We start from the raw sequence: 26,183 nt of genomic DNA, 5'->3' as shown, positions 1-26,183 counted from the left end.
GGATCAGCCTGCCGCGCTTGCCGGCCAGGCGCCGCTCAACCCACCCACAGCGCCAGCGACAGCATCGCCAGCAGCAGCATCCACAACACCACCGCGCGCCACACCAGCCCCACCGCCGACTGCAGCGTGCGCACGCCGGGCTCGGTGCCGAACTCGGGCGGCGCCGGCTCCGGGCCGCCGTTGGCGCCGTCGGCGTCTTCCATGCCGGGCGCGTAGTCCACGGCCGGGCCGGCCACGCTGGTGCGCAGCACCACGGTGGAATCGTCCTCGGCCAGCGGCGTGCCCAGCCGCACGCCCAGCGCGCCGCCGCCGCTCGCCAGCAGGATGCCGTTGACGGCATCGTTCCACTTGCGCGCATGGTTGCGCCAGGCGTAGACCGCGTCCTCGAAGTTGCCGACGATGGCAAAGCCGATCGAGGTCAGCCGCGACGGGATCCAGTCCAGCAGGTAGAAGGCGCGCGCGGCGAAGCGACCCAGCGCCGGGCTGCGCTCGGTCGACGGCAGGTTCCAGTGGCGGCCCAGGTATTCGGCGGTGCGGTACAGCACCACCCCGCCCGGACCGACCGGCACCAGGAACCAGAAGAACACGCCGAACACGTGCCGGTGCACGGCGATGATCGCCGCTTCCAGCGTATGCCGCACGATTTCGGACACCGGCATCTCGACGGTGTCGAGCCCGGTCCACTCGTGCAGCAGCGTGCGCGCGGTATGGAGGTCGTCGCGGTTGAGCGCCTCGTGGATGTCGGTGAAGTAGTGGCTGAACTGGCGGAAGCCCAGCGTCATGTACAGCACCAGCACGTTCCACGCGAGCGTCAGCGCCACGCTGATCGACGCCAGCAGGTAGTGCACCACGATCACCGCCAGGGTCAGCGGCAGCACCACGGTGAGCCACGCCAGCGCGGCGTCGCGCGGGCGGCCGGTGTCGAAGGCGTGCTCGGCGCGGTCGCCGAGCGCGCGCACGATCTCGTAGATCGGGTTGTTGCGGCCCAGGGCGCGGAACTGCTCGGCAATCAGCGCCAGGAGAATGGAAACAAAGGTCATCTTGGTACGGGGTGCTCCAAGGGCACGCCGGCCCGTTCGGGCCGGCCGGCGCGACTGGCCAGCGATGTGCCGGCGCAGGCGCAATGCATAGCGAGAAGATAGCACAGCGCTACGCGCGGGCACCCCGGTGCGCCACGCAAAAGCAAAAGCCCGCCATGGGGCGGGCTCTCGCATGGGGCCGCGAACGATGTCAGGGCAGGTCGAACACCAGCACCTCGGCACCGTCGCCGCCGGACAGCGCGACCTCGGCCACGTCTTCCAGCCTGGCCGCGTCGCCGGCCTCGAGCGCCTTGCCGTTGACCACGACCCGGCCGCGCGCCACGTGCACATAGGCGCGGCGGCCCGGCGCCAGCGCCAGCGTGGCGGCTTCTTCGCCGTCGAACAGGCCGGCGTAGAGCCGGATGTCCTGGTGCACCAGCACCGAGCCATCGGCACCGTCGGCGCTGGCCACCAGGCGCAGCTTGCCGCGCTTGTCGGCCGCGTCGAAGTGCTTTTCCTCGTAGCCGGGGTCGATGCCGTTCTCGGCCGGCACAATCCAGATCTGCAGGAAATGGGTGGTGTCGTGCGCGGCGTGGTTGTATTCCGAATGGCGCACGCCGGTGCCGGCGCTCATGCGCTGCACGTCACCCGGGCGGATCACGCTGCCGTTGCCCATGCTGTCCTTGTGCGCCAACTCGCCTTCGAGCACGTAGCTGATGATTTCCATGTCGCGGTGGCCATGGGTGCCAAAGCCCATGCCCGGCGCGACGCGGTCTTCGTTGATCACGCGCAGCGGCCCGAACTGCACATGCTGCGGGTCGTAATAGTCGGCGAATGAGAACGAATGATAGGACTTCAGCCAGCCGTGATCGGCGTACCCACGCTCTGCGGACTTTCTGATTTCAATCATTTTGATGGCCCTCCTTGAGCCTTTTCGCCGACAGCACCGTCTGGATAACCGTGTTGCGGCATACGTTTTCGCTTTGGATGCTAGGCAGTTTAGGCCTTCAGGCGTATATTTACGGGGACCACCTTAGAAGCAGTCATTCAGAATTTCTGAACATGGCCCTCTCGCTAGAATCCCTCGAAGTCCTCGACGCCATCGAACGCAAGGGCAGCTTTGCCGCCGCCGCCCACGAGATGGGCAAGGTCCCCTCCGCGCTGACCTACGTGGTACGCAAGCTGGAAGAGGACCTTGACGTGCTGCTGTTCGACCGGCGCCGCCATCGCGCCGAACTCACGCCCGCGGGCCGCGCCCTGCTCGACGAGGGCCGCCACCTGCTGCACGCCGCCGACGACCTCGCGCGGCGCGTCAAGCGCCTGGCCACCGGCTGGGAGGCCACCCTCACCATCGTGGTCGACGACCTGATCAACTTCCGCGCGCTGCTGCCGGTGATCCACGACTTCTACGCCGAGAACACCGCGACCCGGCTGCGCTTTTCCAAGGAAGTGCTGGGCGGCGCGTGGGACGCGCTGGTCAGCAACCGCGCCGACCTGGTGATCGGCGGCGCCTACGACGCGCCCAGCACGCAGGGCTTCCAGATCCGGCCGCTGGGGTCGATGCCGTTCGTGTTCGCCGTGGCCGCGCATCATCCGCTCGCCACCGAGGAAGGCCCGCTCACCACGATCCAGATCGCCAGGCACCGCATCGTCGCCGTGGGCGACACCTCGCGCAACCTGCCGGCGCGCACCCATGGCGTGCTGGCGGGCCAGGACGTGCTGGTGGTGCCGACCATGCGCGACAAGCTCGAAGCGCAGATCCGCGGCCTCGGCTGCGGCTGGCTGCCGGCGCCGATGGCGCAGCCGCATATCGAGAGCGGCGTGCTGCAGGCACGCGAGACCGTCGAGGTGCGCGCGCCGGGCAACTTCAAGGTGGCGTGGCGCACCAGCAACCGCGGCAAGGCGCTGCAGTGGTGGGCCGGCAAGCTGGAAGACCCGCGCCTGGCGCAGGCGCTGCTGCAGCAACCCGACTTCGCCGGCTGAGGATGGGCTGATGGCAGAGAGGGCGGCAATGGCAGTGCAGAAGAGCGCCGCGGGCGGCTATCGCGGCCGCTTCGCGCCCTCGCCCACCGGGCCGCTGCACATGGGCTCGCTGGTGACCGCGCTGGCCAGCTGGCTGGACGCGCGCGCGCATGGCGGGCAATGGCTGGTGCGCATCGAGGACATCGACACGCCGCGCTGCGTGCGCGACGCGGACCACGACATCCTGCACACGCTGGAGCGCGTCGGCATGACGCCCGACGAGCCGCCGGTGTGGCAGAGCCGGCGCGAACCGCACTATGCCGAGGCGCTGCGCCGGCTCGATGCCGCGGGGCAGCTCTACCCGTGCGGCTGTTCGCGCAAAGAGATCGCCGATTCGCTGGCGCACGTGCGCGAACGCCACCAGACCCTGGGCTATCCCGGCACCTGCCGCCACGGCCTGAACGGCAGGCTGCCGCGCGCGTGGCGCGTGCGCGTGCCGGACGGGCCGGCCGCCGTCGTGTGTTTCGACGACCGCTGGCAGGGGCGCCAGTGCCAGAACCTGGAAACCGAGCTGGGCGACTTCGTGCTGCGCCGCGCCGACGGGCTATGGGCGTACCAGCTGGCGGTGGTGGTCGACGACGGCCTGCAGGGCATCACGCATATCGTGCGCGGCGCCGACCTGCTCGACTCCACGCCGCGGCAGATCCACCTGCAGCACCTGCTGGGCCTGCCCACGCCGGCGTACCTGCACGTGCCGGTGGTGGTGAACCAGCTTGGCGAGAAGCTCAGCAAGCAGAGCGGCGCGCAGGCGATCGACACAAACGCCCCGCTGGACGCGCTGCGCGAGGCCGGCGCGCACCTGGGACTGTCGAATCCCGCCGGCACGGTCCAGGACTGGCTGGCGCGGGCCACCGACGGCTGGCGCGAGCGGCTGGCCACGCTGCCGCTGCCGGCATCGGTCTAGCCGCCGCAAAAACAAATGGCCCGCACAAGCGGGCCATTCTCTGCACAACGTCGATCCGTTCAGGACTTGCGCGGCACACCGCCCAGCAAGGCCGCCACCGGCCGCTTGGGCGCCGTGCGCCCGCGCGTGAGCGCGGCGGCGACTTCGTCGGCGGCCTTGGCCTGCGCCGCGCTGGCGGGGCTGGGCTCATACGGGCGCGAGAAGAACGGGTCGTCCGAGGCGCGGAAGGCCTGGCGGCTGGCGCCGTGGTCGTGGCGGCGCGGACGGTCTTCGCTGTCGGCGCTGCCGCGCGCGCGGCGCACGTCGCCGCGCTCGCGGCGGCGCTCGCTGTCGGCCTGGCGCGCGCGCGTGCCGGTGGGGTCGAAGCCCTCGAGCTTGCCGCGCGGGATGCTGCGCTTGATCAGCTTCTCGATATCGGACAGCAGGCGCTCGTCGTTGCCCGGCACGTAGATCGACAGCGCATCGCCGCTGGCGCCGGCGCGGCCGGTACGGCCGATGCGGTGCACATAGTCCTCGGCGCTGTACGGCACGTCGAAGTTGATCACGCACGGCATGTCGGGGATATCGAGCCCGCGCGCCGCCACGTCGGTGGCGACCAGCGCGTCGATGGTGCCGCTCTTGAAGCCGTCCAGCGTCTGCATGCGCTCGGTCTGGGTCTTGTCGCCGTGGATCGCGGCGGCGTTGATGCCCTCGCGCTCCAGGTGCCGCGCCAGCCGCGAGCAGCCGATCTTGCTGTTGACGAAGACGATGCACTGGCGCGAGAGCCCTTGCTCCGCGCGCTGCTTGAGCAGGTGCACCACCGCGGCCTGCTTGTGGCCGTCCTCGACCTGGTACACCGCCTGGCGCACGTTCTCGTTGGTGGAGTTGCTGCGCGCCACTTCGATGGTGACCGGCTGCTTCAGGTAGCTGGAGGCCAGCCGCTTGATTTCCGGCGAGAACGTCGCCGAGAACAGCAGCGTCTGGCGCTGCGCCGGCAGCAGGTTGATGATGCGCTGCAGATCCGGCAGGAAGCCCATGTCGAGCATGCGGTCGGCTTCGTCCAGCACCAGCATCTGCACCTGCGACAGGTTCACCGACTTCTGCTGCACGTGGTCGAGCAGGCGGCCGGGCGTGGCCACCAGGATCTCGACGCCGCGGCGCAGCGCGTCGGTCTGCGGGTTCATGTCGACGCCGCCGAACACCACCGTGCTGCGCAGATCGGTGTGCTTGGCATAGCGGGCGACGTTGTCGTAGACCTGGTCGGCCAGCTCGCGCGTGGGCGTCAGCATCAGCGCGCGCACCGGGTGGCGCGCCGGCGAGGCGCTGGCATTGGCCAGCGGCAGCAGGCGCTGGATGATCGGCAGCGCGAAGCCGGCGGTCTTGCCGGTGCCGGTCTGCGCGGCGCCCATCACGTCCTTGCCCAGCAGCACGACCGGAATGGCCTGCGCCTGGATCGGCGTGGGAGAGCTATAGCCCTGTTCGGACAGGGCACGCAGGATGCGCGCGTCGAGGCCGAAGCTGTCGAAGGTCTGCACAGCGGCGGTAACCGCGGTGGTAGGTTCTGGTGCGTTCGTAGTGGTCATGGGTATCGGTATTGGCGGGAGGCGAACCCGGCACAAACGGATACGCGTCTGGAACTCATCTCGCCCTGAATCTCGCCGGGCGCCGGCAAGGTTCCGGCGCGGCCCTGCTGGCTACAGCATTTGGCCATGAGAATCAAAGACTTAGATTTTAGCATCTCTGTCCCCGCAGTGGGCGATCCGGCGCCGCCGTGCGACGGCCGCGACAAGCCGGCGCCAGCGGCGGCGCCGGCGCGCCCATTGTCAAGACATTGTCATATCGGCCAAGCAAGATGCCGGCGGCGCGGCGGCCCTGCCGGACCGCGCGGCTTCTTCACATCGGGACCGACATGGACTTCGAGCTGTTTCGCCAGACCTGCCAGCAATTCCTGCGCACCTCCAGCCAGTTTCTGGGCCTGGCCGCGGCCGGCCGCCAGCCGGCGTTGCCAAGGCCGGCGCTGCCCGCCCTGCCGGCGAGCCAGCCCCAGGGCCGGCAGCCCGCCTGAACCGCAGCGGGGCCGCCGGGTCGTCATCCGCGCGCTCAGTCGCCGCGGATGCCGTTGTCCTGGATCACCTTGCCCCATTTGCTGTAGTCGGCCTTCATGCGCGCGGCCAGCTGCTCCGGCGGCATATAGGCGGCCACGGTGCCGGCGCCCAGCATCTTCTGCTGCACGGTCGGGTCGGCCAGCGCCTTCTTCAGCTCGGCCGACAACGTCGCCACCACCTCCTTGGGCGTGCCGGCCGGCGCCAGCAGCCCGCCCCATGCGGTGGCATCGAAGCCCGCGAAGCCCTGTTCGGCCACCGTCTTGACCTCCGGCGTAAAGCTGACCCGCTTGCCCGATCCGACCGCGATCGGACGCAGCTTGCCGGCCTTGATATGCGGCAGCGCCGCGATCATGTCCGAGAACATCATCGGCACCTGGCCGGCCAGCAGGTCGGAGATGGCCGGCGCGCTGCCCTTGTACGGCACGTGCTGCACGTCGAAGTTGCCCAGGTTCTTCAGCAGCTCGGTCGACAGGTGGCCGAAGCTGCCGTTGCCGGCGCTGGTGTAGTTGAGCGCGCCCGGCTTGGCCTTGGCCTTGGCGATGTACTGCTGCAGGCTGTTCACGTCCGGCATCGCCTGCGGATTGACCACCATCACGATCGGCAGGTCGTAGGCCGCGCCGATGGGCGTGAAGTCCTTGAAGATGTCATAGCCCTTGCGGTTGATCAGGTGCGGCGCCAGCAGCGTGGGCGTGGCCAGCACCAGCAGGGTGTAACCGTCGGCGGGGCTCTTGGCGACGTTTTCGGCGCCGATGGTGCCGGAGGCGCCGGGGCGGTTGTCCACCACCACCGGCTGCTTCAGCGTTTCGCTCATCTTCTGGCCGATGATGCGCGCGGCGGTGTCGGTCGGGCCGCCCGGCGGGAACGGCACCACCAGCCGGATCGGCTTGCTGGGGTAGGACTCGGCAAGAGCCGGTGCGGCGGCGAGCGGCAGCGTGGCGCTCAGGAGCACGGCGCCCAGGCGGCGCTGGAAGGTACGGCGGCTGGTGTTCTGCATGGTGTGACTGTTTCCTGCGGTGAATCGCGATAAATCAGAATCGATGCGCGGCCCAGGCCGCGCCGGGATGAAGCGACTGCGGTTGCGTAACGTCATGACAGATCTGGCGTGCCTCCTTGGGAACCGGTCATGGCCGGCCCGTCCGATGGAATGGTGTTGTGGTGCGGCGGCCGTTACAGCCGCATGGTGCCGGCCCGGAACAGCCGCGCATCCATCTGGCGCAGGTCGGGCGCCACCGCCACCGGCGTGGCGCACTGGTCGAGCACATCGCGCTGCAGGTCGACGCCGGGAGCGATCTCCACCAGCGTGAGGCAGGCTTCCCCGCCCTCCCCGCCCGCACTTGGGCGCATCTCGAACACCGCGCGTTCGGTGATGTACACCACCGGGATGCCCAGCGATGCCACATAGGGGCCGTTGAAGCTCAGGTGCGAGACCTCCGGCACGATCTTCTTCACGCGGCCTTCGCGCACGATCCGCAGGCTGCCGTCACCGACGCTCACTTCCAGGCCGCCCGCCGTCAGCGTGCCCATGAACACCACCGCGCGCGCGCTCTGGGTAATGTTGATGAAGCCGCCGACGCCGGCAATCAGCGCGCCCTCGCCTTCGCCGAACTTGCTGACATTGACGTTGCCCTGGCCATCCAGCTCGGCCAGACCCAGGATCGCCAGGTCGATGCCGCCGCCTTCGTAGAAATCGAACTGCGCGGGCTGGTCCACCACCGCTTCCGGGTAGGCCGAGGCACCGAAGCTGAGGCCATCCGCGGGCGTGCCGCCGATGGGGCCGGCTTCGACCGTCAGCGTGAAGCCGTCCAGCCCGGCCTGGTGCGCGAGCATCCCCACCGCGGCAGGCATGCCGACCCCCAGGTTGACCACGCGCGGCGCGCGCCGCGCCAGTTCCATCACCGCGCGCCGCTGCACGATGGTGCGCGCATCCAGCGGGCCGGCCTCGGGCGACGGACCGGCGGCATCGCCGGCAGCGCCCTCGCCCTGCCACGGCGTGACGTAGGCCGGGTTGAAGGCCTCCGCGAACGTCATCTGGTGGTTGGCGGGGTTGTCGCAGACCACCACGTAGTCGACCAGGATGCCGGGCACGTGGACAGCCTGCAGGACCTCGTGGTGATCGACCAGGCTTTCGACCTGCGCGATCACGATGCCGCCCGAGTTGTGCGCCGCCTGCGCCAGCGCCAGCAGTTCGTGGTGGAAGGCTTCGCGATGGGTGCTGAGGTTGCCGCGCGCGTCGGCGGCGGTGCAGCGGATCAGCGCGCAGTCGATCGGGAAGCTGGGGTAGAACAGGTATTCGTCGCCGCGGAACTCGACGGCATCGACCCAGCACGCCTTGCCTTCGGCGATGGCGCGACGCGCGCGCTGGTTGACGGCACCGCCGTGGTAGCGCGCGTCCTGCGCGGTGCGCGGGTCGACAAAGGTGTGCAGGCCGATTTTGGTCATCACGCCGGGCTTGCCGCCGGCGATGGCGCGGTACAGGTGCGTCAGTACGCCCTGCGGCAGGTTGTAGCCCTCGCACTGCTCCGCCATCGCCAGCGTGGCCAGCCGCGTGGCCGAGCGCCAGTGGCCGCCGACCACGGTGGCAGTCATGCCGGCGTTGCCGAAATGGTTGACGCCGCGGGCACCGCGGTCGCCCTGCCCGGCCGAGTACACCAGCGTCAGGTCGCGCGGCAGGCCGCTGTGCAGGAAGCGCTGCTCCAGCGCCTCGGTCACGGCCTCGGCGTGGCCGGCGCCGACAAAGCCCGCGCTGGCCACGGTCCAGCCATCCTGCACGAGCGCCGCCGCTTCACGCGCGGTGATTACCTTCATTGCTGTCTCCGGTTTTCGTCGCGCCGTCCCGCATCGCGGTCGGCACGCTTCCCGTGAATTCGTTTTGCGAACATTTGTTCGGAAAACGCTATCATACGGAGATGCTGCCGGTCGGCGCAAGCCCTCTGCAGCGGCACCGACCAGCACGTGCCTGATCGTTCATCTCACGACCGTTCCCTGCCAGACACCCTATGCCGCAAGCCGAAACCGCCAAGAAAGACGAACTGCTGGAATCGCTGAGCAAGGGCCTGTCGCTGCTGCGCCTGCTGGGCGCTGGCGCGGAGCGGCTGACCATGCAGGAAGTCGCCGACCAGCTCGACGTGACCCGCGCCGCCGCGCGCCGGCTGCTGCTGACGCTGGAGCACAACGGCTACGTGGCGCAGGACGGCCGCCACTTTGCGCTGACGCCGCGGGTGATGGAGCTGGGCTACGCCTACTTTGCCTCGATGAGCCTGCCGCAGCTGGCGCGCCCGTATCTGCAGCAGCTGTGCGAGACCCTGGGCGAAAGCTGCTCGCTGGGCGTGCTCGATGCCGAGTCGGTGGTGCTGGTGGCGCGCGAGGAGCCGCGCCAGCTGCTGCGCGTGGACATGGCGCTGGGGCGGCGGATGCCGGCCTATGCGCATTCGCTGGGCCGGGTGCTGCTGGCCGGCCTGGACGACAGCGCGCTGGAGGCATACCTGGCGGGCGCGACGCTGCGCAAGCTGACGCCGTTCACGGTCAGCTCGCGCACCACGCTGGCGCGCACGCTGCGCCAGGTGCGCGCCGATGGCTACTGCGTGCTGGTCAGCGAACTGGTCGACGGCTACGCCGGGATCTCGGTGCCGCTGCGCGACCAGGCCGGCAAGGTGGTGGCCGGGCTGGGCTTCAGCATGGTGCTGGGCAGCCGCGACCGAACCCAGCTGGAAGCACGCTTCCTGGCGCCGCTGCGCGAGGCCGCCGCCCGCATCGAAGCCATCCTGCAGGCGCGCTGAGCCGCGCTGAGCCGCGCCCGGCCCAATTAGAAAAGCCCCGCGTGCCGGGGAGGCAGCGGGGCTCAAGCGGTAGCGGGGCAATCTGTTCGACCACCCACGCCGTCGATCTTGGCGCATCGCGCCGGCGCGGGCATCCCCCAAATGCGGGCCATTGCATGCGCCGTGGCTGGCAGGCCGCAGGCGCGCCCTGCAAAGCCAGTCAATCATGGCCCTGTCACACGCTCGTAGGAATCCGGGTTTTCGCCGAGCGGGTTTTCGCCAGCTTCCGCGCGGCGGCCGGATGCGGTCTACTGGTCTCACATCGACGCCCCTGGCACCGCCCCAACGCCGGATTGCCACCGCCGATGGTGCTGCAGAACTAGTCCAATGACCGGGAGACAGACCATGGTGACGAAGAAAGAAGAGGCTTTCGTACTGAAGAACCTTCTCGCCCTTGCCGCAGTGGAAACCCTGGGCGGCGCGATCGCCCTCGGCATGGTCTTCCACCTGATCTGATCATCCCCACCGGCCGCCGGCGCTGCCACGCCGGCGACCACCTTCCCTGCCCGTGGCCCTCAGCGCGCAGTCTGCTGCCCGTGCCGGTCCACCTCGAACACCATGTTGTCGCGGAAGCGCTGCCGCAGCCATTGCCCGGCCCGGCCCTGCGGCCGCGCTGACTTCGCCCAGATCAGGTCCACGCCGACCAGCCAGTCCGTGTACGGATAGGCCGCCAGGTCCAGCTCCACCAGCTCGTCGCGCGCCAGCGCCTCGCGCACCAGCTGCCGCGGCAGCGTGGCCCAGCCCAGCCCGCTCTTCACCATCTCCACCAGCGCCAGGTAGCTTTCGGCACGCCACACCCGCGCCGCGCGCAGGTATTCGCTGGTGGGCAGCTTGTCGGCATGCGCGCTGAAGGCGAGACGCCGATAGGCGTGCAGGTCGGCGAACGACACCTGCCCGCGCCCGGCCAGCGGGTGGCCGGGATGCACCACGTGCACCATGACCAGCTTGCCCAGTTGAACGAATGCCAGCTCGGGCGCGTAGTGCGGCTGCGCGAAGGCGATGCCGAGCTCGGCCTCTCCCTGCAGCACCAGTTCGCTGACGTCGCCGTAGACCGGGTTGCGCAGGGTCAGGTCGACATACGGGAACTCGCGCTCGAACTCCGCCAGCACAGGCGTCACCGCGTGGTACGGAATCTCGATCGCCAGCGTCAGCCCGGGCGGGTTGGCATCGGCCAGGCTGGCGGCATGGGATTGCAGCGACAGGCAGCGCTCCAGCACCGCCTCGGCCTCGGTCAACAGCTTGCGGCCGGCCGCGGTCAGCGCCGGATTGCGGCTGCTGCGGTCGAACAGGGGCACGCCCAGGTCGATCTCCAGGTTGGCCACTGCCGCGCTGATGGTGGACTGGGTCTTGCCCAGCCGCCGCGCCGCGGCCGAGAACGAGCCCGTCTCCACCACCAGCGCGAACACCTGCAATTGGTCCAGCGAAAAGCGCATTCCCCCTCCCCGTCACCCATCGACCAGATCGATAGGTGTTGATTTGTTATCCCGATGAGATTGCGGAGATGATGCCGCAACCGCCCGGACCGCACAAACCCGCGAGCCAGCGGCCTGCCCGCCCCAGGCGCCCGGCAGAGGCATCGATCGAAACGGGAGACAAGCGCATGAGGCATCCCCGCCATCCTGCTCAACGTGCGGCTCAACGGCAGCGCCGCGCACGCCACCACGCAAGCGCCGCGGCGGCAAGGCCAAAGCGAAGAGTCAACCCTGCATTGATTTACCCACCTGACCGGAGACCCCAGGCATGACCCGAATCACCGAATTGTCCGGCGCCGGACTGTCGCCGCTCGACCTCGCGCTGCTGCGCCGCTCGATTGCGCTGTCCGACGAGTCCAGGGCCCGCGGCCGCCATCCGTTCGCGGCGCTGGTGGCCGACGCGGCCGGCCATATCATCGCCAGCGCCGGCAACAATTCGATGCCGCCCGAAGGCGACCCGACCCAGCATGCCGAACTGGTCGCCGCGGCGCAGGCCGCGCGCGTGCTGCCGCCCGAGCAGCTTGCCGGTTGCACGCTCTACACCAGTGCGGAGCCGTGCTGCATGTGCGCGGGTGCGGTCTACTGGACCGGCATCGGCCGCGTGGTCTATGCACTGTCGGAACACAAGCTGCTGGGCCTGACCGGCGACCATCCGGAGAATCCGACCTTCTCGCTGCCGTGCCGCGAAGTGTTTGCGCGCGGCCAGCGCAAGGTCGAGGTGGTCGGGCCGGTGCTGGAAGACGAAGCCGCGGCACCGCACGCGGGCTTCTGGCAGTAGCGCGGCATCCGCCGTCCGCCTCCCGGGCGGACGGCATCGGGAAGGCATCCAACCCTGTCATTGGCGCGTCACCGCGCCTTCCTACACTCGCCTGGCTCCGGCTCGCAGCAGCCGCCACCCCAACCAGCCAGGTGACTCCATGCTTCCCCGCAGACTGCCCACCACCCTGCCCGCGATGCTGATCGCGGCGGCATTGCTCGCCGCCTGCGGCGGCGACGGCGGCCCCACCCTGTCGCCCACTGCAACGCTTGCGCCGAGCGCCCAGCCGGTCAAGCCGGGACAGCCCGGCAAGCCAGACCAGCGGCCCGATCCGGTGATCCGCTGCGCGCCCTGAACCTTCCGCCAGTCCCCACGCCCAATTCCGACAAGACCATGGTTTCTCGCCGCAATTTCTTGCAGGCCGCAGCCGGCACCGGCTTCGCCGCCGCCGCGCTGGCCGCGTTTCCGCCCAGCATTCGCAAGGCCCTGGCCATCCCGGCCAACAATGCCACCGGCACCATCCAGGATGTCGAGCACGTGGTGATCCTGATGCAGGAGAACCGTTCTTTCGACCACTACTTCGGCACGCTGCGCGGCGTGCGCGGCTTCGGCGACCGCTTTACCATCCCGCTGCCCGGCGCGCGCCAGGTCTGGCAGCAACAGCGCGCCAGCGGCGCGGTGCTGACGCCGTACCACCTCGACGGCACCAGCAACAACGCGCAGCGCGCCGCCGGCACCCCGCACGCGTGGCTGGACAGCCAGCAGGCCTGGGACCACGGCCGCATGGCCAACTGGCCGACGTACAAGACCAGCACGTCGATGGGCTACTTCAAGGAGCAGGAGATCCCGTACCAGTTCGCGCTGGCCAACGCCTTCACGCTGTGCGACGCGTACCACTGCTCGATGCATACCGGCACCGATGCCAACCGCGCCTTCCACCTGACCGGCACCAATGGCCCGACCGCGGCCAACGTCGCCTTCGTCAACAACGAGTGGGACGCGATCGACGGGCTGCCGGCCTCGGCCAACACCGGCTACACCTGGAAGACCTATGCCGAGCGCCTGGAAGACGCCGGCATCAGCTGGATCTGCTACCAGAACATGCCGGACGAATGGGGCGACAACATGCTGGGCGCGTTCCAGCAGTTCCGCAAGGCCAACCTGGCGTCGGGCTATCCGGTCTCCAGCGGCGGTGCACCGGGCGCACCCTATGCCAACACCGGCCAGCCGCTGCCGTACCACGCCTACGATGCCGCCACCGACAACCCCGGCAACCCGCTGTACAAGGGCGTGGCCAACACCCTGCCCGGCAGCCGCCCCAACGAGTATCTCGACGCCTTCCGCCGCGACATCCGCGCAGGCAGGCTGCCGCAGGTGTCGTGGATCAACGCGCCGTCGATCTACTGCGAGCATCCCGGGCCCTCCAGCCCGGTGCAGGGCGCCTGGTTCCTGCAGGAAGTGCTGGACGCGCTGACCGCGGTGCCCGAGGTCTGGAGCAAGACCGTGCTGCTGGTCAACTTCGACGAGAACGACGGCTATTTCGACCACGTGCCCTCGCCCTCGGCGCCGTCGCTGAATCCGGACCAGACCTTCGCCGGCAAGTCGACGCTGAGCGATGCCGAAATGCTGGCCGAATACTTCAACCAGCCGGCGCCGCCGGGCAGCCGGACCCAGCCCGCGGCGGACGGCCGCGTCTACGGCCCGGGGCCGCGCGTGCCGCTGTACGTGATCTCGCCGTGGAGCCGCGGCGGCTGGGTCAACTCGCAGGTGTTCGACCACACTTCGGTGCTGCGCTTCCTGGAAGCGCGCTTCGGCGTGGCCGAGCCCCATATCAGCCCGTTCCGCCGGGCCGTGTGCGGCGACCTGACCAGCGCCTTCAACTTCAAGACGCCCAACAACGAGGCGCTGCCCACGCTCGGCGGCCGCACCACGCGCAGCGACGCGGACCAACTGCGCCGCGCGCAGCAGGCGCTGCCGGCGGTGCCGCTGCCCGCCGACATGCAACTGCCGCAGCAGGCCGCCGGCACGCGCCCGTCGCGCGCGTTGCCGTATGAACTGCACACCAGCGCGCGCTGCAGCGCCGTGGGCCAGGTCGAACTGGTGTTCGCCAACACCGGCACGCAGGCCGCGGTGTTCCACGTCTACGACCGCCTCCAGCTGGGACGGATCCCGCGCCGCTATATGGTGGAAGCCGGCAAGTCGCTCAGCGATACCTGGAATGCCTTCCAGGACAATGCCGGGCAATACGACCTGTGGGTGCTCGGCCCCAACGGCTTCCATCGCCACTTCCGCGGCGACACCCGCCGCATCGGCGAATCCGGCATCGCCCCCGAGATCCGCGTCTGCTACGACATTGCCAACGGCGACGTCTATGTCGACCTGATCAACGCCGGCGGCAAGGCCTGCCACTTCCACATCGAGCCGCTGGCCTACCGCAGCGATGGCCCGTGGAAAGCCACCGTCGGTGCCAACGGCAGCAAGTCACAGCACTGGCAGCTGGAGCAGAGCGGCCAGTGGTATGACTTCGCGGTGACGTGCGACACCGATCCGGCCTTCTACCGCCGCTTTGCCGGCCGGGTCGAGACTGGCCGTCATACGGTGAGCGATCCGGCCATGGGGACCGCGGCGCAGGGCTGAGGCGGCGGGCCCGCGCCGCTGCGTGGCCACCGCGCGGGGTTCAACCGTCCCGCGCCGCGCGTTGTGCCGCCGCGCCGGCGACGGCACGCGACGCGCCGGGTTCGGCCAGCGCCGACTGCAGCCACTGCGTCCATGCCGGCATCATCGCGGCACTCATGGCCGCGACTTGCGCAGCGCAGGTCTTGCCGGCCTCCTGCCAGTCGGTCAGCGCGCGCAGCAGCGCCAGGCCGATGTCGTTGCCGTCGCGCGCCTCGCCTACGTCTTCGAGGCAGCGCGCCAGCGCTTCGCGCACGGCATCGTTGTAGCTGGCCCTGGCCTGCGACGCGCGCGCGGCCAGGTCGGCCTCGATCGCATCGAGGCCGCGCCACGCGTGCGCGACACCGGCCAGGTCTAGGCGGTCGCGCTGCGCGCGCCACCATTGCGCTTGCTGCGCGGCGCGCTCCTCGGCATAGCGGTTCAGCACGGCCAGCGCCTGGCGCGCCGGCGCCCGGGCCGCGGCGGGATCAGCGGCGCTAAAGGGCGACTGCGCCAGCACGGTGGCGGCTTGCAGCTGGCACAGGGTCAGGTCCAGCGCCGTGCGGCTGGCGCTTGCCCATTGGGCTTGCAGGATCGAAAGCATGGCGGATCTCCTTGCGGATTGGGGTAGTGGATCGGATGTGGGCCGGCGCCGCAGCGCTCACTGCGGCGCGGCGCCGAGGCGGCGGACCATGCGCATGACCGCGGCCATCTGCGGCGCCTCGCGCGAGAAGAAGTCCGGCTGGGCCGGGTCGTCGCTGGTATAGCCCCAGAAATCCCAGCACCCGAGCGGGTTATGCCGCGACACGACGACCTGCGGGAACAGCACCACGATGCGGTTGGCCTCGGCACTCTCAAGGTAGCCGGCGCCGCGGACGAAGCGTTCGCCGACGGCACCCGCGCCCTGCAGGCAGCCATGGAAGGCCACGTGCACGCGGCAAGCCGCAGCACCGCCATCGGCGCCACCCTGGGCGCCACCCGCGCCGCACTCGCGCGGCACGTAGACATAGCCGCTGTCGGCAAGCAGCGCCTTGCCGCCGGGATCGAACGCGCGCTGGTCGAAGCGCAGCAACTCGCCCGACGGCCGTGCCGCCGGCTTCAGCGCGCCATAGATCCACTGCAGGATCTGCCGCGCCTGCTCGAGCCCGCAGTTGTTGATGTAGGGCGACGCGCTCGCCGCGCAGGCGGCGTCGCCCGCCTGGCTGGTGATGAAGGCATGCCCGGCCGCGACATCGGCCACGTACTGCAGCTGCGACGCCGGCACCCCGCCCAGCGTATAGAACCGCCCCACCTGCGCGGCGACGCGCGGCAGCACGGTCTGGTCGCGCGTGCCGGAAAACACGTAGACGCGCTGCCGCGCGAGGTTCTGCACCGGGTCGATGCGGCCGTCGCGGGCGAAGGTGCGCGCCGCGTCCAGCGCCGCCTGCGCATCGGGGCCGGTATCGCCGACCGGCTGCATGCACTGGGTCGCGGCGGCGGTGGCGGGCGGCGTGGGCGCGAACAGGCCGGCGCAGTAGAACGGTCCGCCCGCGACCACGCCGGCGCCGACCATGGTGCCGGAATACGCAACGTGGAACTGCGTGGCCATGAACGCGCCGGACGACAGCCCCGACACCGAGGTCTGCGCCAGGTCCGCGCCCAGCGCGGGCAGCGCCTGCGCGGCGGCACCCCCGCTGACGCCGAGCGCGCAGGCCGCGGCAAGTGCCCGGTAGCGGGCGGTTGACTTGCATCGAATCATGATGGCTCCAGCACGGCGACAGGTATCGGAGCGCCGCATGGATCGCGGCAGGCAGCACGCTGGTCGCCATGCGGCGGCTGCGTGGACCATTGTCGGGAGCCACCGCCACGCCGGGCCATTGGGCAAATGCGGTAGCGCGCCACAGTGGTCCGCACCGGCTACGCATCGCAGGCCTGGTGCTGCGGCAGCTCCAGCCATCCCTGCTGTACGCACAGGAACAGCAAGGCGCAGACATTGCCCGCGCCCGCCTTCTGCAGCAGCCGGGCCCGGTGCGTGCGCGCGGTCTGGTCGCTGATGCCGAGCGCGCGCGCGATTTCCTTGTCGCTCAGGCCGCGCCCGAGCCATTCCAGATATTCGCGCTCGCGTTGCGAGAATGGATTTTCCGCGGCCGCCGGCCCGCTTTTTTAAACAGCTCATGCTGGCGCGCGAGATAGTACATGGTCAATTGCGAGGATTTTCGCAATTGCATTTTCGCGAGCAGATGCTCACGGTGCTTGCGCGCCGTGGATACGGAAAATGCGAGACGTGCGGCGATCTCGCGATCGCTCATGCCGCGGGCAATAAAGGCGAGCACCGTCTCTTCCCGAGTGGTGAGGTTCATGCGGAGGACTCCATGCGATGGAACGAGTGGTTCCGTCGCAGGAGCGGCAGCCACGCGTCTATCTGTGCGTCAGTGCATCACAGGACCCTTCGTGCAAGGCTAGTGCGGACCTACGAGCGGAACCGGGGACGGCCCGGCCGGGCTCCAGATCACTGCTTTTGTTTTCGATCTCTTGCGGTGTTGCGCCGGCATGGGATTCGCACTACCCGAGGGTGCGACCCGGAGTTTCCGGATGCCGGCAGCAGAGGCGAATTCTAGGTGCTGGTTTTTATATTTAAAAGCCAATTCATGCTGCGCGATATTTAATTCTGATTGTTGCCCGGCATTATCCACTGCCAATACCGCATTTGCCCAATGGCGGCGCCGCGGGCCGAAAACCAAGAATGATTCCACCTGTCCCGGTGCCGCACCGATGCGCGGCGCCGCGGCAGGCGCGGAAACCGGGCCAGCATGCGCGGCCCGCCGCCCTTGCTTCCTCAATCCACGCAGTCATTCAAAGGAGTCGTCATGACCTACCCCATCCACGCCGCCGTCCTGGCGCCGCAAGGTGTGCTCGGCAATCTCGTCAGCGGTATCGGCAGCCTGCTGCCGTTCGCCGCGCAGCCGATGCTGGTGCCCCAAAGCGCGATGACCGACGCAGTCGCTCCGGCGGTGCGAGACGGCGTGCAGGCCGTGGTCACGCACTATGTGAACCCGGTGATCGGCCATGTGGCCGGCGCCGCGGCCGGCGCGCTGGCCCAGCATCTTCCGTTCCCCGAGCCCGGGCATACCGGCCCGATCGGCAACGCGATCTCGGTGCATGCGCCGGGATTCATCCAGGCGGCCGGCACCGCCGCGGGCTATCCCACCGTCGCCATCCATGGCGCCAACATCGTTCGCGAAGGCGCGCGCTACCTGCCGTTCTCCGCCATGCCCGCCGTCACGCTGGCACCGCAGGGCGTGTTCGGTTCGCTGATCGGCGCCGTCGCACCGACCCTGGGCCATGCCGTCGGTGGCCTGCTGGGCAATGCCAACGTGGGCCAGCAGATCGGCACCGTGGCCGGCCACCTCGGCGGGCTGCTGCCGTTCTCGGCGCAACCCCAGGCTGTGCTGGCACCGCAGGGCGTGTTCGGCTCGCTGATCGGCGCGGTGGCGCCGACCCTCGGCCATGCCGTCGGCGGCCTGCTGGGCAACGCCAACGTGGGCCAGCAGATCGGCACCGTGGCCGGCCATCTCGGCGGCCTGCTGCCGTTCTCGGCGCAGCCGCAAGTGGTCTATGCCTGAAGGCGCATGACATCCCCGGCATGACCGTGGCGCCCGCCGGCGCCGCCGCCGGCCGGCGTACGCGCCGGCCCGCCCGAATCGATGCGCGCGCCGCCTGGCGCCGCGGTGGAGATAGCAAATGGAACGAGACAAGAAAGGCGAGGCCACGCGCGCCGGCGCCGACCGTGCCGCCGCTTCCGGCGCGGGCAGCCGCGATGCCGTGGCGCTGGACGCCGGCCGCAAGCAATACCTGATCGCGCCGCGGCGCCACGCACTGGCCCGGCAGGCGGGCGTGGCGCCGATGTCGGCCAGCGAACTGCACAGCACGGTGACGCAGCTGCCCGGCGTCGAAGTCGTGCATGTGGTCGAAGGCCACAAGAACACGCACCTGCATTCGGTGCGGCCCGACGAGGCCGCCCACACCTACGTGGTCAAGCTCGACGCCGCGCACGCGCAGATGCTGCAGGCCACGGCGCCGCCGCACATGATCGTCGAGGAAGACCATCCGCTCGGCTATGGCCGCAAGGCCGAACTCGAAACCTCCGACCGGCTCCATCCGCAATCGGCGTTCGACGGCCCGGTGTCGCGCGAGGTGCTGGTGCGGGTGCTGGGTAGCGGCGACACGCCGCTGCCGGGCGTTGCCATCACGCTGGCGGGCGATGGCTTCCCCGCAACCGCCACCACCGACGCCGGCGGCGAAGCGACGCTGACGCTGGTGCAGCAGCAACCCGGGCCGGCGCGCTCGCTGTTCGTGCGGCCGCTGAGCGGCTACTGGAACAAGTACCTGCTGTCGCCCAACGTGGTGTCAGGCCAGCCCAACGTGATCCGCGTGACGCCGCTGTCGCAGCCCAATCCCGATGTGCCGCCGCACGGCCGCTTCGGCTGGGGCCAGCGGCTGATGGGGCTGGACCAGCTCACGCGCAGCTTCGGCGGTCGTGGCGTGCGCGTCGCGGTGGTCGATTCGGGCGCCGATGCCGCGCATCCGCTGCTGGCGCATATCCGCCATGGCGTCGACCTGACCGGCACCGGCGTCGACGCCAGCGATACCTGGCGCCTCGACACCATCGGCCACGGCTCGCACTGCGCCGGCGTGATCGGCGCGCGGCCGCAGCCGGGGGCGCCGGCGTCCGCCGGTGCCGAGGCCCAGGCCACCATGCTCGGGTTCGCACCAGAGGCGGAAATGCATGCGCTCAAGATCTTCCCGGGCGGGCAGTTCAGCACGCTGCTGCGCGCGCTCGACTACTGCATCGACCACGATGTCGACGTGGTCAACCTGAGCCTGGGTGCGCCCCAGCCTTCGCAGGCGGTCGAGCAGAAGCTGATCGAAGCCGTGCACAGCGGCGTGGCCTGCATCGTCGCGGCCGGCAACTCGGGCGGGCCGGTGCAGTACCCGGCGGCCTCCGCGTCGGTGCTGGCGGTCTCGGCGCTGGGCCTGCAGAGCGAACTGCCGCACGACGTGTGGGAACGTACCCAGGTGGTGCAGCATGCGGCCACGCGGGCCGGGCTGTTCGCGCCGACGTTCTCGTGCTTCGGCCCGCAGATCGCGGTGTGCGGACCGGGCGTGGGGATCATCTCGACGGTGCCTGGCGCCGCCTTCATGCCGGACTCCGGCACCTCGATGGCGGCGCCGCATATCGCGGGGCTGGCCGCGCTGCTGCTGTCCGATCCCCAACTGGCCGCGTGGATGGGACCGCGCGGGCCGCGCCGCGTCGCGGCGCTGTTCCAGCTGATCCGCGCCATCAGTTCGCCGATCGTTGCGCACGACCCGGAGAACCGCTTCGGCGGGGGCCTGCCGCAGTTGCAGAACCTGCAGCGCCTGCTGGGCAGGCCGCAGTAAGACGCGCCTCCCGCCGCGCGGGCAAAAACGCGGCCCGGGCCACCGGGCCGCCCTCTTCCTTCCACGGATCATGCGCACGCTCGACTTCACCGCCGCGCCATTGCGGCGCGCCGCGGCCGCGGCCGCCGATACCGTCGCGGCACCGCCCCGGCTTGCGGCGGCGGCTCCCCCGTTGCCGCTAGATCGCCAGCTGCGCCGCGAATGCGAGGCCATGGCCAGCCATGCGCTGCGGCTCGGCATCGCGATGCCGGCCGGCTGGACCGTGCTGCTCGGCAGCGACCCCGAAGCAGCCGCGGCACCGTCTGCTTCGTCGCAGCCGCAAGCCAGTACCGGCCTTGCGGCGCAACAGCTCGCACAACTCCACCAGGACCTGGCCCGCGCCATCGCGCCCGCGACGCCGCAATGCATCACGCTGCTCGACGACGAACGCCGCCGCGCGCATCCGCTCGCCTGCCTGGGACCCGTGCCGCTGGTGCGCGCATTGACCGGCACCGCGGTGTGCTGCCTGCTGGCAGTAGTGCTGACCGGCTTGCCGGCGGAGGTGTCGATGGACAACATGCGCGCCGGCATCCTGGCCTCGTCGGGCCGCACGCTGCTGTTCAACATGCTGTTCCTGCTGTTCTGCGCCGGCCTGGGGGCCTCGTTTGCCTCGCTGTTCCAGGTGCACGGCTACATCGCCAAAGGCACCTATGACCCCAAGTACGACGCCGCCTACGCCGCGCAACTGATCCTTGGCGTGATGTCCGGGCTGATCCTGGTCGAGATGCTGCCGCCGCAGTTATTCGACTCGGCCGGCATGCGCAGCTTCGGCAAGCCGGCCTTGTCGATGCTGGGCGGCTTCTCCGCGACCGCGGTGCACCGCCTGCTCCAGCGTATCGTCGAGATCGTCGAGACCGCGGTGCGCGGCAGCGCCCCGCGCGAGCCGCGCAAGGAGTAGCGCCATGCTGTTCCTCTACAGCCTCCCCAGCACCGGCATGGCCGCCATCGTGGTCTCGGCCATCGTCGCGGTGGTGCTGGCCGGCTATGCGGTGGCGCGCCGCTTCGCCCTGATCGAGCTCGATGCCGAGCAGCGCGCGATGGCGGTGTCGATGGTCTCGATCATCACCACCATCAACTCGCTGCTGGTCGCGTTTGCCGCGATCAACGTCTGGGACACCTACAACGCCGCCGATCGCACCGTCGCCGCCGAAGCCACCGCGGCCGGCGAACTCGCGCGCGACCTCGCCGCGTTCGACAGCAGCGCCGCCGATGCCGCCGCCGCGGCATTGCGCACCTACCTGGTGATGGTGGTGCACGAGGAATGGCCGCGCATGCAGCGCCACGGCAAACCCGATGCGCGCACCGAACAGCGCTTTGACCTGATGTTCGACCTGGCCAACCGGATCCGTCCGCTCGACAGCCGCCAGACCGTGCTGCTGGGGGAGGTGCTGATGCGCGTCAACGAGATGGTCAAGTACCGCCAGCAACGGATCCTGACCCTGCACGCGGCGATGCCGAACACCTTGTGGGGCGTGATCTTGATTGTCAGCGCGCTGTCGTTCGCGTTGCTGTACGTGCTGCCGGCAACGCCCTTCAACCTGGCGCTGATCACCGCATGGGCCATCACCATCGGCCTGGCGTTTTTCTTCCTGCTCGCGGTCGACCGGCCCTTCGCCGGCGAATTCAGCGTCAGTGCCGACCCGTTGCAGCACACCATCGACACCCTGGTGGCCAACGGCACGTGGCCGCAGTCGCAACCGGAGCCTCAGCCTATGACCTACCAAGCGCCATAACGGCCTCAACCGCAACGGACGACATTGACAAGGAGACGCAGCATGCAGATGACCCCAGAACAATTCCGCGCCGCCACCGGACTGAGCGAGCCGCAGTGCGAGCGCTGGTTCCCGCGCCTGTGCGAAGCGATGCAGGCGTACGACATCACCGGCGCGGCCCGCATGGCCGCGTTCCTGGCGCAGACCGGGCACGAGTCGCTGGGCTACCAGTTCACGCACGAACTGTGGGGACCGACCCCGGCGCAGGCGCTGTACGAGCCGCCGTCGCGCAAGGCCATGGCGCTCGGCAATGTGCGGGCAGGCGACGGCAAGCGCTTCCGCGGCCGGGGCCTGATCCAGATTACCGGCCGCGCCAACTACGCGGCGTGCGGGGCCGCGCTCGGCGCCGACCTGACCGCCACGCCCGAACTGCTGGAACAGGACGCCTGGGCCGCGCGCTCGGCGGCGTGGTGGTGGCGCACCCACGGCTGCAACGCACTCGCCGACAGCGGCGACTTCATCGCGCTGACGCGGCGCATCAACGGCGGCACCAATGGGCTTGAAGACCGCCTGCGCCGCTGGAAGGTCGCCACTGCGGCGCTGGCCTGAACCGGCCGCTCCATATCCCGCATCTGGCGCAATGACCAACCATCGCCGACGCCGCGCCTGCGCCAGCCCGTTTACGCGGGAGTCCGCGGCAAGGCTTGAAGAGCAAGGGGAATACCATGTCGAAGATCATCGTCTATTCGTGGAATAGCCAGGGCAACCACACGCGCGCAGACAAGCAGCGGGCCATCGACCGCATGGCCGCGATCGATCCCACCATCATCCTGCTGCAGGAAGGCGGCAGCCAGAAGCTCGTGAGCGCCGGTGCTGCCGGCAACTGGAAAGTGTTCGATGGATGCACGGTCGGCGCGTTCGACGAGCGCTGCACTCCTTATGCATTGCTGGAGGCAACGTTCGCCGCGCGGGTTCGCGCCGCGCAGGTCGACATTGTCGACGAGCGGGACGGCGTGGTGCTTGCGGGCGGCGACGCCGGCCGCACCGCCAGCGGCGTCGCCATCGACAAGGTGCTGTTTATTTCATGGCATTCGATCGCCGCGCCGCAGAACGGCGACACGCGCGCGCTGCTGCGCGCCTTCGACAAGGCCAGCTGCTATGAGAAGTACGACCTGATCGTCATCGGTGGCGACTTCAACGCCAGCCCGGAAGACATCAACGCCATGCTGGGCCGCGAAAACGATCGTACCCAGGCCAAGCTGAGGTATGCGTACCGTCAGGTCTTCCACTGCGGCAAGGCTACCCACCGCGGGCGCGAAGCACGAGAGCTCGACTTCTTTGTCGTGCTGGCCAAGCGGCAAGTGTCGGCGACGGTCGAACTGATCGAACAGATGCCGAGCGATCACGACGCGATCAGGATGGTGCTGGAGTATTGACAGCGGCGGGGCTGAAAAGACAAAGGGGTTGCGGGACAAATGTCCCGCAACCCCCTGTCGATACGTGGTGGGCCTCCCGTGAGTCGAACACGGCACCAACGGATTATGAGTCCGCTGCTCTAACCAGGCATGAGCTAGAGGCCCTTGGAAGCGTTTAGTTGCCTTCCAGGAAACTCTTCAGCTTGTCCGAGCGGCTCGGATGGCGCAGCTTGCGCAGTGCCTTGGCCTCGATCTGGCGGATCCGTTCACGCGTGACGTCGAACTGCTTGCCGACCTCTTCCAGCGTGTGGTCGGTGCTCATTTCGATGCCGAAGCGCATGCGCAGCACCTTGGCTTCGCGCGGGGTGAGCGAGTCCAGCACGTCCTTGACGACGTCGCGCATGGAGCCGTGCAGCGCCGCTTCGGCCGGGGCCAGCGTGTTGGTGTCCTCGATGAAGTCGCCCAGATGGGAGTCGTCGTCGTCACCGATCGGCGTTTCCATGGAGATCGGTTCCTTGGCGATCTTCATGATCTTGCGGATCTTGTCTTCCGGCATCTCCATCTTCTCGGCCAACGTTGCCGGATCCGGCTCGTTGCCGGTTTCCTGCAGGATCTGGCGCGAGATGCGGTTCATCTTGTTGATGGTCTCGATCATGTGCACCGGGATGCGGATGGTGCGCGCCTGGTCGGCGATCGAGCGCGTGATGGCCTGGCGGATCCACCACGTGGCGTAGGTCGAGAACTTGTAGCCGCGACGGTATTCGAACTTGTCCACCGCCTTCATCAGGCCGATGTTGCCTTCCTGGATCAGGTCGAGGAACTGCAGGCCGCGGTTGGTGTACTTCTTGGCGATCGAGATCACCAGGCGCAGGTTGGCCTCGGTCATCTCGCGCTTGGCTTCGCGGGCGCGGCGCTCGCCTTCCGACATCTTGCGGTTGACGTCCTTCAGTTCCTTCAGCGGCAGCACCACGCGCGCCTGCAGGTCGATCAGCTTCTGCTGCAGCTCATGCACGGCCGGCACGTTGCGCTCGACGATGGTGCTGTAGCCCTTGCCGTCGGCCACCACGGTGTGGATCCACTCGAGGTTGGTCTCGTTGCCCGGGAAGCGGGCGACGAAGTCCGCGCGCGGCATGCCGCACTTGTCGACCACGATGTTCAGGATGGCACGCTCGAGCTTGCGCACTTCGTCGACCTGGCCGCGCAGCGTGTCGCACAGGCGCTCGACGTTGCGGGCGGTGAAGCGGATGCCCATCAGCTCGGCCTGGATCGCTTCCTGCGCCTTGACGTAGGGCTTGGACTTGTAGCCTTCCTTCTCGAAGGCACGGCGCATCTTGTCGAACTGCTCGGCGATCACGCGGAATTTCTCCAGCGCGTTCTGCTTCAGCTCTTCCAGCTGGCGCGCGGACGCGCCGGCGCCGGCGCCGCCTTCGTCGTCATCGTCCTCGTCGCCTTCCTCTTCTTCGTCGGACTCGAGGTCCTCGTCCTCGGCCGCGGCGGCCTGGGCCGACGGGGCTTCCGGGGTTTCCTCGGCGTTCGGGTCGATCAGGCCGTCGACGAACTCGTCGATCTTGATCTCGTCGTTGGCGACGCGCTCGGCGTGGGCCAGGATCTCGGAGATGGTGACCGGGCAAGCCGAGATCGCCATCACCATGTCCTTCAGGCCGGCCTCGATACGCTTGGCGATCTCGATCTCGCCTTCGCGCGTCAGCAGCTCGACCGTGCCCATCTCGCGCATGTACATGCGCACCGGGTCGGTGGTGCGGCCGAACTCGGAGTCCACCGTGGACAGGGCCGCCTCGGCCTCTTCCTCGGCTTCTTCCTCGCTGGTGGCGGACGGGGCGTTGTCGTTGAGCAGCAGCGTCTCGGCATCCGGCGCCTGTTCATAGACGGCGATGCCGATGTCGTTCAGCGTGGCGACCAGCGTGTCGATCGTTTCCGAATCGACCATGTCGTCCGGCAGGTGATCGTTGATTTCCGCGTAGGTCAGGTAGCCGCGCGACTTGCCCAGCTTGATCAGCGCCTTGAGCTTCTGGCGACGCAGCTCGAGCTCTTCCTCGGTGCCTTGCTGGGTCGAGGCGAACTCCTTGAGCAGGGCCTTTTCCTTGGCCTTGCGGTCCTTGGCTTTCTGCTTTTCGGTCTTCGGCGCCGCAGCCGGTGTGGCCGCCGCGCGCGTATCGTTCTCGTAAAACTCTTCAGTCACGTCGTCTGTTGTGCTGTCGTCGTGCTGCATCTCGGCCTTGGGCTTGCGGCCACGCTTTTTCGGCTCCGGCTTGATTGCCGGCGCAGCGGGACGCTCGGATGCAACGGATGCAGGTGTCGCGGCACGCGCCTTGGCTGCCGTCGTGGCGGCGCCTTGCTTGGCGCCTCCGCTCTTGGCGCCGGCGGCTGCCGCTCGCTTGCTCTCGACTTCGGTATTCTGCTGTTTCGCCACGGTGATACTCTTGCCTTTCACTGGTGCAGATGCTGCTGCAGACGCGGCAACCTTGCCGCTCGTACTGGCGCTCTTGCCGCTCTCGCGTGCCGAAGTCGAGGCCTTTGTCTTTTCGGATGTGCGGGTTCTGGTGGGAGTCGTCACGGCGGGCGCTTGCGCGCTGCGCACGGACTTTGATGGCGCAGACCGGGCTGGCGTCTTGACTGTCGCGGTCGATGTCTTCGCCGCCGTGGTTTTCACAGACGCCTTGCCGCTCCCTGATTGGGGAGCTTTAGAGGTAACCCTTTCGGTTGCTTTGGCCTTTGCCATTGGCACGCTCACTTTCACCAGAACTGGAGAGAAAGATTTCGCAATCCAAACCGGCTATTGTAGCACGCCACGCATAGCCGGCTCCCTGTCAGGTGAGGTTTTCACCTGAAAAATCAAGGCTTAAGCTCGGCACA

General features: G+C 69.0%; 25 protein-coding genes and 1 tRNA gene. 14 read left to right on the top strand and 12 right to left on the bottom strand.

Annotated features, from left to right (window positions below; genetic code table 11):
* Nucleotides 1–35: 35 nt before the first annotated feature.
* Together GA0116996_RS02895 and GA0116996_RS02890 are read right to left on the bottom strand one after the other, a co-directional pair.
* The gene (locus GA0116996_RS02895; RefSeq protein ID WP_062801254.1) at nucleotides 36–1,040 is read right to left on the bottom strand and encodes a CobD/CbiB family protein; all 1,005 of its coding nucleotides are present in this window, start codon (nucleotides 1,038–1,040) and stop codon (nucleotides 36–38) included.
* Nucleotides 1,041–1,230: 190 nt separating this feature from the next.
* Nucleotides 1,231–1,929: a pirin family protein gene (locus tag GA0116996_RS02890; protein ID WP_092307105.1), complete on the bottom strand. Its 699-nt coding sequence runs from the start codon at nucleotides 1,927–1,929 to the stop codon at nucleotides 1,231–1,233.
* A 152-nt stretch (nucleotides 1,930–2,081) separates the two neighbouring features.
* Between GA0116996_RS02890 and GA0116996_RS02885 the strand changes: the two genes are divergently transcribed.
* Together GA0116996_RS02885 and gluQRS are read left to right on the top strand one after the other, a co-directional pair.
* Entirely contained in the window at nucleotides 2,082–3,002 is a 921-nt protein-coding gene (locus GA0116996_RS02885; protein ID WP_092307103.1) for a LysR family transcriptional regulator, read from the top strand.
* Between the two features lie 28 nt (nucleotides 3,003–3,030).
* Nucleotides 3,031–3,945 (top strand): tRNA glutamyl-Q(34) synthetase GluQRS, encoded by a 915-nt coding sequence (gene gluQRS, locus GA0116996_RS02880; RefSeq protein ID WP_092307101.1) that lies wholly within the window; start codon nucleotides 3,031–3,033, stop codon nucleotides 3,943–3,945.
* A 59-nt stretch (nucleotides 3,946–4,004) separates the two neighbouring features.
* Here the strand turns inward: gluQRS and GA0116996_RS02875 are convergent, their stop codons facing one another.
* Nucleotides 4,005–5,507, bottom strand: coding sequence for a DEAD/DEAH box helicase (locus tag GA0116996_RS02875; RefSeq protein ID WP_092307099.1), 1,503 nt, complete (start codon nucleotides 5,505–5,507; stop codon nucleotides 4,005–4,007).
* Between the two features lie 326 nt (nucleotides 5,508–5,833).
* On the opposite strand from GA0116996_RS02875, the gene GA0116996_RS28185 reads away from it, so the two are divergent.
* Nucleotides 5,834–5,989 (top strand): hypothetical protein, encoded by a 156-nt coding sequence (locus GA0116996_RS28185; RefSeq protein ID WP_165835101.1) that lies wholly within the window; start codon nucleotides 5,834–5,836, stop codon nucleotides 5,987–5,989.
* Nucleotides 5,990–6,024: 35 nt separating this feature from the next.
* Here the strand turns inward: GA0116996_RS28185 and GA0116996_RS02865 are convergent, their stop codons facing one another.
* The gene (locus GA0116996_RS02865; RefSeq protein ID WP_092307095.1) at nucleotides 6,025–7,023 is read right to left on the bottom strand and encodes a Bug family tripartite tricarboxylate transporter substrate binding protein; all 999 of its coding nucleotides are present in this window, start codon (nucleotides 7,021–7,023) and stop codon (nucleotides 6,025–6,027) included.
* A 173-nt stretch (nucleotides 7,024–7,196) separates the two neighbouring features.
* Nucleotides 7,197–8,834: an acyl CoA:acetate/3-ketoacid CoA transferase gene (locus tag GA0116996_RS02860; protein ID WP_092307093.1), complete on the bottom strand. Its 1,638-nt coding sequence runs from the start codon at nucleotides 8,832–8,834 to the stop codon at nucleotides 7,197–7,199.
* 191 nt (nucleotides 8,835–9,025) lie between these two features.
* Here GA0116996_RS02860 and GA0116996_RS02855 point away from each other — a divergent pair, with 191 nt between their 5' ends.
* The gene (locus GA0116996_RS02855) at nucleotides 9,026–9,805 is read left to right on the top strand and encodes an IclR family transcriptional regulator domain-containing protein (protein ID WP_092307091.1); all 780 of its coding nucleotides are present in this window, start codon (nucleotides 9,026–9,028) and stop codon (nucleotides 9,803–9,805) included.
* 554 nt (nucleotides 9,806–10,359) lie between these two features.
* On the opposite strand, the gene GA0116996_RS02850 is transcribed toward GA0116996_RS02855, so the two are convergent.
* Nucleotides 10,360–11,277 carry a LysR family transcriptional regulator gene (locus GA0116996_RS02850; RefSeq protein ID WP_092307090.1) on the bottom strand — a complete coding sequence of 306 codons (918 nt, stop codon included), beginning with the start codon at nucleotides 11,275–11,277 and terminating at the stop codon, nucleotides 10,360–10,362.
* A 307-nt stretch (nucleotides 11,278–11,584) separates the two neighbouring features.
* On the opposite strand from GA0116996_RS02850, the gene GA0116996_RS02845 reads away from it, so the two are divergent.
* The 3 genes from GA0116996_RS02845 (at nucleotide 11,585) to GA0116996_RS02835 (ending at nucleotide 14,710) form a co-directional block, all read left to right on the top strand.
* The gene (locus GA0116996_RS02845) at nucleotides 11,585–12,094 is read left to right on the top strand and encodes a nucleoside deaminase (protein ID WP_092307088.1); all 510 of its coding nucleotides are present in this window, start codon (nucleotides 11,585–11,587) and stop codon (nucleotides 12,092–12,094) included.
* Between the two features lie 139 nt (nucleotides 12,095–12,233).
* Nucleotides 12,234–12,428, top strand: coding sequence for a hypothetical protein (locus GA0116996_RS02840; RefSeq protein WP_092307086.1), 195 nt, complete (start codon nucleotides 12,234–12,236; stop codon nucleotides 12,426–12,428).
* A 38-nt stretch (nucleotides 12,429–12,466) separates the two neighbouring features.
* Nucleotides 12,467–14,710 carry a phosphocholine-specific phospholipase C gene (locus GA0116996_RS02835; RefSeq protein ID WP_092307084.1) on the top strand — a complete coding sequence of 748 codons (2,244 nt, stop codon included), beginning with the start codon at nucleotides 12,467–12,469 and terminating at the stop codon, nucleotides 14,708–14,710.
* A 40-nt stretch (nucleotides 14,711–14,750) separates the two neighbouring features.
* On the opposite strand, the gene GA0116996_RS02830 is transcribed toward GA0116996_RS02835, so the two are convergent.
* From GA0116996_RS02830 to GA0116996_RS02815, 4 genes are all read right to left on the bottom strand, one after another.
* Nucleotides 14,751–15,329, bottom strand: coding sequence for a hypothetical protein (locus tag GA0116996_RS02830; protein WP_092307083.1), 579 nt, complete (start codon nucleotides 15,327–15,329; stop codon nucleotides 14,751–14,753).
* Between the two features lie 57 nt (nucleotides 15,330–15,386).
* Nucleotides 15,387–16,463: an extracellular catalytic domain type 2 short-chain-length polyhydroxyalkanoate depolymerase gene (locus GA0116996_RS02825; RefSeq protein ID WP_092307081.1), complete on the bottom strand. Its 1,077-nt coding sequence runs from the start codon at nucleotides 16,461–16,463 to the stop codon at nucleotides 15,387–15,389.
* A gap of 158 nt (nucleotides 16,464–16,621) precedes the next feature.
* Nucleotides 16,622–16,792: a LuxR C-terminal-related transcriptional regulator gene (locus GA0116996_RS28605; protein ID WP_354674632.1), complete on the bottom strand. Its 171-nt coding sequence runs from the start codon at nucleotides 16,790–16,792 to the stop codon at nucleotides 16,622–16,624.
* Nucleotides 16,789–17,064 (bottom strand): response regulator transcription factor, encoded by a 276-nt coding sequence (locus GA0116996_RS02815; protein WP_092307079.1) that lies wholly within the window; start codon nucleotides 17,062–17,064, stop codon nucleotides 16,789–16,791. Before GA0116996_RS02815 ends, GA0116996_RS28605 begins: the two co-directional genes overlap by 4 nt.
* 507 nt (nucleotides 17,065–17,571) lie before the next feature.
* On the opposite strand from GA0116996_RS02815, the gene GA0116996_RS02810 reads away from it, so the two are divergent.
* From GA0116996_RS02810 to GA0116996_RS02785, 6 genes are all read left to right on the top strand, one after another.
* A complete protein-coding gene (locus GA0116996_RS02810; RefSeq protein WP_092307077.1) occupies nucleotides 17,572–18,327 on the top strand; it encodes a hypothetical protein in 756 nt (251 codons plus the stop codon).
* Nucleotides 18,328–18,445: 118 nt separating this feature from the next.
* Nucleotides 18,446–20,143 (top strand): S8 family serine peptidase, encoded by a 1,698-nt coding sequence (locus GA0116996_RS02805; RefSeq protein ID WP_092307075.1) that lies wholly within the window; start codon nucleotides 18,446–18,448, stop codon nucleotides 20,141–20,143.
* Nucleotides 20,144–20,213: 70 nt separating this feature from the next.
* Nucleotides 20,214–21,080 carry a hypothetical protein gene (locus GA0116996_RS02800; protein ID WP_244159749.1) on the top strand — a complete coding sequence of 289 codons (867 nt, stop codon included), beginning with the start codon at nucleotides 20,214–20,216 and terminating at the stop codon, nucleotides 21,078–21,080.
* Nucleotides 21,081–21,084: 4 nt separating this feature from the next.
* Nucleotides 21,085–21,915: a bestrophin-like domain gene (locus GA0116996_RS02795; protein WP_092307074.1), complete on the top strand. Its 831-nt coding sequence runs from the start codon at nucleotides 21,085–21,087 to the stop codon at nucleotides 21,913–21,915.
* Between the two features lie 48 nt (nucleotides 21,916–21,963).
* The gene (locus GA0116996_RS02790) at nucleotides 21,964–22,503 is read left to right on the top strand and encodes a glycoside hydrolase family 19 protein (protein ID WP_092307356.1); all 540 of its coding nucleotides are present in this window, start codon (nucleotides 21,964–21,966) and stop codon (nucleotides 22,501–22,503) included.
* 116 nt (nucleotides 22,504–22,619) lie between these two features.
* Complete coding sequence (locus GA0116996_RS02785) at nucleotides 22,620–23,330, top strand: endonuclease/exonuclease/phosphatase family protein (RefSeq protein ID WP_092307072.1); 711 nt, start codon at nucleotides 22,620–22,622, stop codon at nucleotides 23,328–23,330.
* Nucleotides 23,331–23,395: 65 nt separating this feature from the next.
* On the opposite strand, the gene GA0116996_RS02780 is transcribed toward GA0116996_RS02785, so the two are convergent.
* Nucleotides 23,396–23,474: transfer RNA gene (locus tag GA0116996_RS02780), tRNA-Ile, on the bottom strand.
* 10 nt (nucleotides 23,475–23,484) lie between these two features.
* Complete coding sequence (gene rpoD, locus GA0116996_RS02775) at nucleotides 23,485–25,761, bottom strand: RNA polymerase sigma factor RpoD (RefSeq protein WP_208601227.1); 2,277 nt, start codon at nucleotides 25,759–25,761, stop codon at nucleotides 23,485–23,487.
* Here rpoD and GA0116996_RS28345 point away from each other — a divergent pair.
* A complete protein-coding gene (locus tag GA0116996_RS28345) occupies nucleotides 25,751–26,158 on the top strand; it encodes a hypothetical protein (RefSeq protein WP_232347993.1) in 408 nt (135 codons plus the stop codon). The genes rpoD and GA0116996_RS28345 overlap by 11 nt on opposite strands.
* The last annotated feature ends 25 nt before the right edge of the window (nucleotides 26,159–26,183 follow it).

The organism is Cupriavidus alkaliphilus (genome assembly GCF_900094595.1).
Classification (GTDB): Bacteria; Pseudomonadota; Gammaproteobacteria; order Burkholderiales; family Burkholderiaceae; genus Cupriavidus; species Cupriavidus alkaliphilus.
The sequence above is the reverse complement of the archived record's forward strand: the minus strand, read 5'-3'. Positions and strand labels throughout refer to the sequence as shown.